The sequence below is a fragment of the Pontibacter ruber genome (assembly GCF_023630205.1).
In the GTDB taxonomy this organism is placed as follows: domain Bacteria; phylum Bacteroidota; class Bacteroidia; order Cytophagales; family Hymenobacteraceae; genus Pontibacter; species Pontibacter ruber.
The window spans coordinates 53,510-64,716 of record NZ_JALPRR010000005.1; the positions used below are offsets into that span (position 1 = coordinate 53,510).

Consider the following 11,207-nt stretch of genomic DNA (forward strand, 5'->3'; position numbering starts at 1 on the left):
AGCAAGAGGCGCAGCAAAGGTCGCAACTGTAAATCCAACCCTGGCTTTATTGCAGCGGCTAAAAATTGCTGGCTTTTATTTACGTTTACTCCTCCTGAACGGCAGCCACTCTGGTGCCGGTTTCCATTGCACTTCCTTGAACGGTAGCCTTGCCGGCACCGGTGTTTTTTCCCTCCACTTGAACGGTTGCCATTCCGGCGCCGGGTTCGTCAGATTCTAGCTTTAGAGAAGGCCAAAAGAAGTCTATCTATCTTCACTTAAAACGAACAGCAATGAAAAAACTTTTAATCTTGAGCCTTTTTCTGGTATTCGCTCTGCTGCAACAGGGCATGGCTCAGACAAGGGCCATCACCGGAACGGTCACAGATGCTTCCACAAACCAACCTCTTCCCGGCGTTACAGTGCTGGTGAAAGGTACTACAGTAGGTACTGCTACAGGCGCAGACGGTACGTATTCGCTTAATGTTCCTCCGGAAGGAACCACCCTTGTTTTCAGTTTTATTGGTTACCAAACCGTTGAGCGCCCAATTGGCAATGCTGCCGTTGTGAACGTAGGCCTGCCACTTGCTACTAAAGAGCTTGGCGAAGTGGTGGTAACAGCGCTGGGTATTGAAAGAACAAAGAATGAGCTGCCCTACGCTGCACAGAAAGTAGAAGGCGATGCAGTTACCACTACCCGCGAAGCCAACTTTGTGAATGCGTTGTCGGGTAAGGTTTCCGGTGTAAACATACAGCGAAACAACACCCTCGGTGGATCTACAAACGTGGTAATACGAGGTAACAAGTCATTGTTTGGAAACAACCAGGCTTTGTTTGTGGTAGATGGCGTACCAATTGACAATGCCAACACCAACACTTCCAACCAGCGTACCGGCCGTGGTGGCTACGACTACGGTAACGCTGCCGCTGACATTAACCCTGATGACATTGCATCGATCAACGTGCTGAAAGGTGCTGCCGCTACCGCATTGTATGGTACACGTGCCGCTAACGGTGCTGTGATTATTACTACTAAAAAAGGTAGAAGAGATGAAAAGGGTGTAGGTGTAACTATTAACTCAAGCGTAAACGTTGGTTTTATAGATAAGGAAACTTTTACAGATTTTCAGGACCAGTATGGTGCCGGCTATGGTGCTTATTACGATGATCCTTCCGGTTTTTTCCTGTTAAGGGATGTTGACGGAGACGGCGAGGAGGACGACCTGGTAGTACCAACCAGCGAAGATGCTTCGTATGGTGCCCGCTTCGATCCGAACCTGCTGGTGTACCAGTGGAATGCCTTCGATCCGACATCACCTTTTGCCGGGCAAGCAACGCCATGGGTGGCAGCAAAGAACGATCCGACTGAATTTTTCGAAAATGCTTTCGGAACTGCCAACAACATTATGCTGGACGGTGGAGGTGAAAAGGGCTATTACAAGCTAGGCTATACCCGCAACAGTGATGAGGGTATTCTGCCAAACAGTGAGATTGTCAAGAACTTCATCAACTTTGGTGCATCTTATAATATCACGGAAAAAATAAATGCCTCTGCTTCCATCAACTACTCTGTAGTAGATGGCTTAGGCCGATACGGCACCGGCTACGATGATAAGAACGTGGCAACCAACTTCAGGCAGTGGTGGCAGACAAACGTAGATATAAAAGAGCAGGAAGATGCTTACCGCAGAACAGGTAAGAACATAACCTGGAACTGGGCCGACCCGCCGGATGCCTTGGTGCCAATCTATTGGGACAACCCATACTGGACCCGTTTTGAGAACTATCAGAACGATACGCGTAACCGTTACTTCGGCAACGTAAGACTTGACTATAAACTTACAGACTGGCTGGACATCATGGGCAGGGTGTCGCTGGATATTTATGATGAAATTCAGGAAGAAAGGTATGCCGTAGGGTCACTTTCGCCATCTCAATACCAACGCTTTAACAGAGGCTTTAACGAGCGAAATTATGACCTGATGGCCAACCTTAACAGAGACCTGTCCGAAACATTTAACCTAAAAGCCACGATTGGTACCAACATCCGCAAGACAGAAACTGAGTCTATTTTTGCCTCTACTAACGGGGGATTGGTTGTGCCGCGTTTTTATGCGCTAACCAACTCAGTAAACCCTTTGGAGCCGCCAATAGAGGAAGATACAGAACTGCAGGTGAATGGTTATTTTGTCAGCACCACTTTTGGCTATAAAAATCTTGCCTTCGTTGACCTGGCTTACAGAATAGATCAGGCCTCAACCTTGCCTTCGGATAACAACAGCTTTGGTTATGGCTCGGTTTCCGGCAGCTTTGTGTTCTCAGAGTTGATGGAGCCGCGCGCCTGGCTGACAGGTGGCAAGATCCGTCTGAACTACGCCGAGGTAGGTAACCTGGCCCCGGTTTACTATGTAAATGACATTTATACCAAGCCAACACCATTTGGTACAACACCGCTTTTCTCAATACCAAATGATAAAAATAACCCGGACCTGAAGCCGGAGCGAACTAATAGCTACGAGGCAGGCCTGGAGATGTCATTCCTGGATGGTCGCACAGGTTTCGATTTTACATACTATAATTCTAAATCCGTTGACCAAATCGTGCCGGCTTCTGTTTCCAGGGCCACTGGTTATAACAACAAAATCACAAACCTTGGCGAGATCCGGAACAATGGCGTGGAGCTGTCAATATTCGGAACTCCGTTCAAAACTGACAACTGGAATTGGACTCTCAATGTTAACTGGACCCGAAACCGAAACGAGGTAGTAGACCTGGGTGAATTTGATAACTTCCAGTTAGGTACCTTCCAGGGTGGTGTGTCAATCAACGCGGCGGTAGGAGAGCCTTACGGTACCATCAGGGGCTCTAACTTCGTGTACTTGGATGGCAAGCGCGTGGTGGATGAAGAGGGACATTACCTGATATCTCCTACCTCGAATGAGGTGATTGGTAACGTAAACCCGGACTGGCTTGCCGGTGTATCGAGCTCGCTCAAGTATAAAGGCCTCTCTTTCGGTTTCCTGATTGATATCAAAGAGGGCGGTGATGTTTTCTCGCTTGACCAGTACTATGGTTTGGCAACCGGTGTTAGCACAGCTACAACCTTTACCAACGACCTGGGCAATCCGGTCAGAAATTCGCTGGATGAAGGCGGCGGTGTGATACTGGAAGGTGTGAAAGAAGACGGTAGCCCGAACGATGTAAGAGCGGACGCCTCTGCATACGGCTTGTTTGGTTATGCCTACAATCCTGCTGCGGCTTTTGTGTATGATGCAAGCTATGTGAAGCTACGGGAAGTAACCCTTGGCTTTGCCTTACCTGAATCGTTGGTAGCCAACTGGGGACCAATAAAAGGGATCGAACTGTCTGCTTATGGCAGGAACCTGTGGATCATTCATAAGAACCTGCCTGACGCCGATCCGGAGGATGGCATCAGCTCAGGTAACCTGGCAGGAGGCTATCAGGTGGGTAGCTATCCTACTACCCGAAACATAGGCATCAACCTTAAAGCAAGATTCTAATCACAGACGTATGAAAAAGATACTAGCAATATTTATACTTGTGATTGCAGCAGTTGCCTGTACAGAGGATTTTGATGAGATGAACATCGATCCGAAGAACGCCAGCTCCAACGTGCCTGCAACTACACTGTTATCCAATGGCCAGAAGAACCTGGCTGATGTGGTAACCAGCACCAACGTGAACCTGAACGTTTTTAGGTTGCTTTCCCAGTACTGGACAGAGACCACTTATACGGACGAAAGCCGGTACGACCTGAGTACACGCAACATCCCGCAGAACTTCTGGAACGTGCTTTACCGAGACGTACTACGCGATCTGAGAGAGGCCCGAAACCTTACCAATGCAAATGCTGATATTGACGAAGGTGTGAAGGGGCAGCAGCTTGCCATTATCGAAATTACCGAGATTTACGCCTGGATGGTGCTCGTGAATACGTACGGAGACGTGCCTTATACCGAAGCACTCGATATCGAGAACGTGATTCCGAAGTATGATGACGATGCTGCCATTTACAACGATCTGCTGGTAAGAATCGACAATGCCCTTACAGCGCTTAATACAGAGGTAGAAGGCGGGGCAGGTGCTGATGAACTTGCCGCTGCTGATCTGATTTATGGAGGTGATATAGAAAAGTGGATCAAGTTCGGAAATTCGCTGAAGCTGAAGCTGGGCATGACCATTGCCGACGTAGATCCGGGTAAGGCCAGAACAGTTGTAGAAGCAGCTGCAGCAGACCCGGAGAAACTGATTTCGTCAAATGAGGATAACGCGGCATTCCAGTACCTGAATACCCCTCCCAACACAAACCCGATCTGGGTAGACCTGGTGCAGAGTGGCAGACGGGACTATGTAGCGGCGAATACCATTGTCAATGAAATGAACAGGCTGGAAGACCCTCGCAGGGAAGCCTACTTTACAACAGTGGCTCTAGCCGCTGATGATCCTGCCACACCGGATGTTGATGAAACTGTGCCCCGTTACGTTGGTGGAATATACGGTAGGAGTAACAGCTACAGCCGTTTCTCCAAGCCAGATGAGCAGATCGCCAGCCCGACTTTTGAAGGCTTGCTGATGGACTACTCTGAAGTCGAGTTTTTTCTGGCAGAAGCTGTTGAAAGAGGATTTGCAGTTGGAGGTACAGCAGAAGAGCACTACAATGCTGCTATCCGTGCTTCAATGGAATATTGGGGGGTAGAAGATGAAGCTGTAATCAACAACTACCTTTCACAGCCTGAGGTAGCTTATACTTCGCCTGCTTCCGGTGCCGACTTCCGCGAAAAGATTGGTACTCAAAAGTGGATAGCACTCTACAACAGAGGCACTGAAGGCTGGACAGAATGGAGGCGCCTGGACGCTCCTGACCTGGTGCCCCCTGCAAATGCCGTGCTGCCGGAAATCCCGGTCCGCTTCCCGTATCCTGTGCAGGAGCAAAACCTGAACACTGCTAATTATCAGGCTGCTTCAGGGGCTATTGGCGGAGACGTGACCACATCAAAAGTATTCTGGGATGTGCGGTAGCAGGAAAACAACATGAGAAACTAGGTAGTAGTCTTCTATACTTTAAAGGCCCCCGGATTCCGGGGGCCTTTTCTTTTGCAGGGTCTTCGAAGCTGATTTTTACCTAACAGGAACAAGCAGATATGTTAGTGTAAGACTGAATGTTAACACTTTGGATCAGGTATGCCAGTGTAATTTGTGTAAAGCTATACTTGCTGTTATAACTATTTGATTATCTATATGATAGTCTGCTTTTTAAGGGGCGATTATAGACTGCTCTATCTGAATATCATATTAAAACAATGTTAAATATTTGTTAAAATAAAATATATTGTCTAAACTTGATTTCTTACTCACCAAAAAACAACCGGCTAATAAATGAAACGACTTATACTTCTTTACGAGTCTCTTCGCATCCATTGTAGTTCACATTTCCTTATGTCTGGCAGCTGCTAGATCTTCTCTAATATATTAAATAATTCAAGTATTTCAGTGCTGTTTATGACTGAAGCTGGAAGGATATTGCCTTTTAATTGGCTTTTTATACGGTGTTCCCTATAGCCTTGCTGGAGATCTGGTAAGGCTTTCCGCATATCTGCCCATATTTAGGTAGCTAGAAGAATTCACATAAAGTCGGCTTTTGCAGCGCAATGTTTACAAGTAAATACCCCGGCAGTTGGCAAGGGATAATTAAATAATGGGATTGTCTAATTAAAGTTTAGCTATTAAGATAAGTGATAGCTATACCCTGAAGGAGGTGAAGCAGGAAATTTAGATTGAGTCAGGATTAATACGAATACAGTGATCTGCATTACTTTTTGCTTAGGCAGAACTAAAGTGTAATAGAGTAATACCTAGTACAATTAATACATACCTTAAACAATCAACGCAATGAAAAAACTTTTAATGCTATGCTTTATGCTGGTAAGTGCCCTGTTGCAGCAGGCCATGGCCCAGACGAGAGCAATCATCGGTAAAGTAACCGATGCTGCAACCAGTCAGCCCCTTCCGGGCGTAACCGTTTTGGTAAAAGGTACCACAGTAGGTACTGCTACCGGAGCTGACGGTAACTACTCTATTAATGTGCCGGAAGGCGGCACTACATTAGTGTTTAGCTTTATTGGCTATAATACTACTGAGCGTGCTATTGGGACTTCAACTACGATTAACGTTGGCCTGCCTGTAAACACACAGCAGCTTAACGAAGTTGTGGTTACAGCTCTTGGTATCAAGAGAGAAGAGAAATCAATTGGTTACTCTGCTCAGAAAGTTGGTGGCGAAGAACTTAGCACTGTTCGTGAAACGAACATTGTTAACTCTCTGTCTGGCCGCGTTGCCGGTGTGCAGATTGGTAACAACTCGGGTGCTATGGGTGGTTCTGCCAGAGTAACAATGAGAGGTGTAAACACGATTTTTGGTGACAACAACGCCCTTTTCGTAGTAGATGGTGTGCCAATCGAAAACTCTAACACTAACTCTGCTAACCAGCAGCGTGGTGGTGGTGGTTACGACTACGGTAGCCCAATCCAGGATATCAACCCGAATGACATTGCTGAAGTAACAGTACTGAAAGGTGCTGCTGCAACTGCATTGTATGGTAGCCGTGGTGGTAACGGTGTAATCGTAATTACAACTAAGAAGGGAACCAAGAAGAACGGTATTGGTGTAACATACAGCTTGGGTGTAACCAGAGATGAGGTTTCCGTACTGCCTAAATACCAGAACCTATACGGTGGTGGTTATTCATTCGATACTCTGTACTATGATCAGTTATCTGATACTGAAAGAAAGCTGGCTTATCCTGAAGGACAGAAAGGTTACTACAATGATAACGACGGAAAAGGTAGCTATGATCTGATGCCAAACTATGGTACAGACGAATCATGGGGACCTAAATTAGAAGGCCAGATGTACCGCCCTTACTGGAGCTGGGATGGTAATAAGGGCAACCCGGACTTTGGTAAACTTGCCAAGTGGGAAGCTCAGCCAAACAACATCCGTGACTTCTTTGAACCAGGACTGACTTTAACAAACTCTATCGCAGTTGACGGTTCTAACGACGCCGGTTCTTTCCGTGTGTCTTACTCGAACCTGGATCAGAACTTTATTCTTCCTAACTCTGCATTAAATAGACACAATGTTGGCTTCAACGGAGCTTACAACCTGACTGAAAAACTGAATGTTTCTGCAAGTGCTAACTACATAACGCACGAAGCGAAAGGCCGCCCAGGTACTGGTTACAGCGGTACTAACGTAATGCAGCAGTTTACGCAGTGGGGACAGCGTCAGCTGGACATGAACAAGTCTAAAGAGTATATGCTTCCTGATGGCACGCAGCTTACCTGGAACCGTACTTCATGGGACAATCCTAAGCCTAAGTACTCTGATAACCCATACTGGACTCGCCACATGAACTACCAGACTGACGGTAGAGATCGTATTTTCGGTAACATTGCTGCGAACTACAAGATCACTGACTTCTTAAGTGCTGAAGTAAGAGTATCAACTGATACTTACTCTGAGACACAGGAGGAGCGTATTGCAATCGGTTCACAGGATATTCCAGAGTATAGCTTGTTCAAGCTAGACTTCATGGAGAACAACATTCAGGGTTTATTGAACTTCAACAAAGACCTGTCTGAAAAATTCTCTCTGAACGCTTATGTTGGTGGTAACAGAATGGCCCGTAACCGCCAAATCTTCAGCGGTGCTACAGCTGATGGTCTAAGCTCTAACGTGTACAACCTGGGTGCTTCTATCGGACGTCCTGTTATCGGTGACAGCAAGTCTGAGAAAGAAATCCAGTCTGCATTTGCCAGTGCCTCTTTAGGTTATAACGATGTGTTATTCCTTGACTTAGGTGCTCGTAACGACTGGTCTTCTACACTGCCAGCTGGCGAGAACTCATACTTCTACCCATCAGCTTCCCTTTCTTGGGTGTTCGCTGACCTGATCAACGCACCTTGGCTGAACCTTGCTAAAGTACGTGCTGCTGTTGCGCAGGTAGGTAAAGATACTGATCCTTACAACACCATGCTGACTTATGAGTTAAGACAGCCTTTCGGTACTAACACAAGAGTTTCTGTTCCGAACAGATTTCCAAACGAAAGCCTGTTGCCAGAGATCTCAACTGAATACGAATTCGGTACTGAGTGGCGTGCATTCAACGACAGAGTTGGTCTGAACCTTTCTTACTACAACAGAGTAACCAAGAACCAGATCATGCCTTTGACTGTATCAGCTGCTACTGGTTATACTTCCAGAATGATCAACGCTGGTAAAATCGAGAACAAAGGTGTGGAAGTTAGCTTGAACGCTGCTCCTATTCAGACAGACAACTTCAGCTGGAATGTGACTGTTAACTGGGCTAAAAACCAGAACAAAATTCTTGAGCTGACAGAAGATCAGAAGATCGTTATCCTGACAAACGCTCCGTTTGCAGTTCAGCTGCAGGCTCGTGAAGGTGAGTCATTCGGTTCAATCGTTGGTTACGACTACGTATATGACGAAAACGGAAACAAACTGGTAACGGCTGGTGGTTACTATGCACGCTCTAAGGAGCAGAAAGTGATTGGTTCAGTTCTGCCGGATTACACTGGTGGTATCACCAACACAATCAACTACAAAGGTGTAAGCCTGTCAGCACTTGTTGACTTCCAGAAAGGCGGAAGCTTCTTCTCTACTACTCAGATGTTCGGCCGTTACTCAGGTATCCTGGAAGAAACTGCTGCAAACAACATCCGTGAAGAAGGCATCATCGTGCCAGGTCTGTACCAGCCAGGTACTAAGATCGACGGTGTTGACGTAAGCGGCCAGCCAAACAAAACTTCTATGAGTGCTGCTGACCACTTCTACTACAACGGTGGTTACCGTATCGGTGCTGCTGACGTAGTTGACGCGAGCTACATCTACCTGCGTGAAATGAGCCTTGGCTACAGCCTGCCATCTGCACTAGTTGGTAAAACTCCATTCAACAGCGCTAAACTGTCTTTAGTAGGCAGAAACCTGTGGCTGATTAAGTCTAACTCTGAGCACGTGGATCCATCAAACATCACGAACTCTATCACAAACATCCAGGGTATCGAGGGTGGTGCGCTACCATCAATGCGCTCTTATGGTGTTACGCTGACGTTAGGTTTATAATAGCTTAATCATTAAAAATTTAGGAAAGTATATGAAGTTCTATAATAAATTATTAGTAGGTGCGGCGCTGCTCTCTTTCATGTCTTGTACAAAAGACTTCGAAGAGATGAACGTAAACCCTAACCAGCCTGCTGTTGCCACATCGGCACAGCTGCTAGCTAACGCCCAGTATAACTTTGCCACTAACATTGGTGATGCCTGGAACAACGCCCGTATGGGTATGTACTACGCACAATACTGGTCTTCTACTTACTATACAGACGAAAGCCGTTACCTGATCCGTGAAGGTACTAACCAAACGATGTGGAACACTTTCTATGCTGATGTGCTGAAAGAATTATCAGAAGCACAGAAAGTAGAAGAAGAAGCTAAAGTACTTGGTTTCGAAAACAGGATAGCAATCGCTGAAATCTTTAAGGCAATGACTTACCATTACCTGTCTGATATCTACGGTGGCCCAATCCCTTATGCGGAAGCACTTGATGCAAATAACGCCGTTCCGAAGTATAACACTGGTCCGGAAGTTTATGCTGGTTTGCTGGCTACTCTAGAGGAGCAGATCGCTGTGCTTAAAGATCCAAAGAATATGGAGAATCCTAGCTTTGCTGCTGGTGACGTAGTTTACAAAGGCAACACTGCTAAGTGGATCAAGTTTGCTAACTCGCTGCGTTTGCGCATAGCATTGCGTATGATCGATGTGAACCAGGAAGCTGCTGTTGCTGCTATCAGAAAGTCACTTGACCCTGCAAATGGTGGCATTATCGAGTCCAATGCTGATAATGCAATGTTCAAGTGGTTATCAGGTGCTCCAAACAATAACCCACTTAATGAGGCTTACAAAACGAGAATCGACTTCTCAGTAGCGAAACCATTTGTGGATTACCTGAAGAAGTATGATGACCCTCGCCTTAAAGTTTATGCCAACCCGCTTTCTACAGATGCCAATGCTTATGTAGGTGAGACATATGGTCTGGAAACAGGTAGCGATAATAACTCAAACGGTAGCACGAAAAAAGTAAGCTTACCAAGTAACTATGTTATTGGCGCTGAGGCACCTACTGTCTTCTTGGATTACGCTGAGGTAGAATTCATGTTGGCTGAGATCGCTGCCCGTGGTCTTAATGTAGGCCTGGCAGGTACAGCTGCTGAACACTACGCCAAAGGTATCAAAGCTTCTTTTGACTTTGCTGGTCTGAGCAACGAGCAGTATGTAGCTTACCTGGCAAAAGTGCCTTATGTTGCAACTGACCTGGAAACTGCTAAAGACCTGATTGGTTCGCAGAAATGGATTGCAATGTACGGTCAGGGTATTCAGGGATGGTTAGAACGTCTTCGTCTGGATTTCGAGGACCCATACACAGGAGCTGCAATTTTTGCTCTACCTGCTGATGGTTCTCTTGACCCTAACGTTACGACAGTACCATTCCGAATGAGCTATCCGGTAACAGAGGCTTCTCTGAATGCTGAAAACTACAATGCAGCTGTACAAGCTTTAGGTGGTGCCAACAGCAAAGGCGCTAAAGCATGGTGGGATGTTTTCTAAGCCACAAGTTAATTAAGACCGAATTACCAAATAGATTAGAATAACTAGGTAGTAGTCTTCTTCATTGGACAAAGGCCCCCGGCTTCCGGGGGCCTTTTCTGTTTTTATTAGATTTCACGTTTATTAGATTTTCCGCTTTTTAACAACGGTAGAACATATCTGATACGGCTAACAGAAACTGAGAAAGCTTCTTGTATTATATGGGAGTGGGGTAGTTTGCTGAATTGATGTTAAAACATTTAATGTCTTGATAAGCTGGATTTTATAGGTTGTGAAACACTTTAGAGGGGAATTGATACATGTAAATAAAAAAATATAGGCATTCTATATATAAATGTTGTTTATATGATAGATAATGCTTAAAATAGATGCATTTCTCACCTTAAACAAAACCTCTTATGCTTAAACCTTTACTTTTATCCGGTACTCCACCGGCACTTACTTAGTAACATCCTCTTTCACCAGATCTGCGTCGAAAGAAGCTTCACAGTATTAAACATCCTATCGCCGGGTTTTGACTCCG

The 11,207-nt window shown here is 45.8% G+C and carries 4 protein-coding genes; all 4 read left to right on the plus strand.

What is annotated here, in order from left to right:
• Positions 1-272: 272 nt before the first annotated feature.
• The 4 genes from MJ611_RS19215 to MJ611_RS19230 all read left to right on the plus strand — a co-directional run bounded on the left by MJ611_RS19215 (position 273) and on the right by MJ611_RS19230 (position 10,684).
• Entirely contained in the window at positions 273-3,500 is a 3,228-nt protein-coding gene (locus MJ611_RS19215; protein ID WP_250432073.1) for a SusC/RagA family TonB-linked outer membrane protein, read from the plus strand.
• 10 nt (positions 3,501-3,510) lie between these two features.
• Positions 3,511-5,019 carry a SusD/RagB family nutrient-binding outer membrane lipoprotein gene (locus MJ611_RS19220; protein WP_250432074.1) on the plus strand — a complete coding sequence of 503 codons (1,509 nt, stop codon included), beginning with the start codon at positions 3,511-3,513 and terminating at the stop codon, positions 5,017-5,019.
• An 870-nt stretch (positions 5,020-5,889) separates the two neighbouring features.
• A complete protein-coding gene (locus MJ611_RS19225) occupies positions 5,890-9,141 on the plus strand; it encodes a SusC/RagA family TonB-linked outer membrane protein (RefSeq protein WP_250432075.1) in 3,252 nt (1,083 codons plus the stop codon).
• 31 nt (positions 9,142-9,172) lie between these two features.
• Positions 9,173-10,684 (plus strand): SusD/RagB family nutrient-binding outer membrane lipoprotein, encoded by a 1,512-nt coding sequence (locus MJ611_RS19230; RefSeq protein ID WP_250432076.1) that lies wholly within the window; start codon positions 9,173-9,175, stop codon positions 10,682-10,684.
• The last annotated feature ends 523 nt before the right edge of the window (positions 10,685-11,207 follow it).

What these genes read in the sequence shown, in the direction of transcription:
- MJ611_RS19215 (WP_250432073.1), top strand. Translation starts at nt 273, where the DNA reads ATGAAAAAACTTTTAATCTTGAGCCTTTTTCTGGTATTCGCTCTGCTG.
- MJ611_RS19220 (WP_250432074.1), top strand. Translation starts at nt 3,511, where the DNA reads ATGAAAAAGATACTAGCAATATTTATACTTGTGATTGCAGCAGTTGCC.
- MJ611_RS19225 (WP_250432075.1), top strand. Translation starts at nt 5,890, where the DNA reads ATGAAAAAACTTTTAATGCTATGCTTTATGCTGGTAAGTGCCCTGTTG.
- MJ611_RS19230 (WP_250432076.1), top strand. Translation starts at nt 9,173, where the DNA reads ATGAAGTTCTATAATAAATTATTAGTAGGTGCGGCGCTGCTCTCTTTC.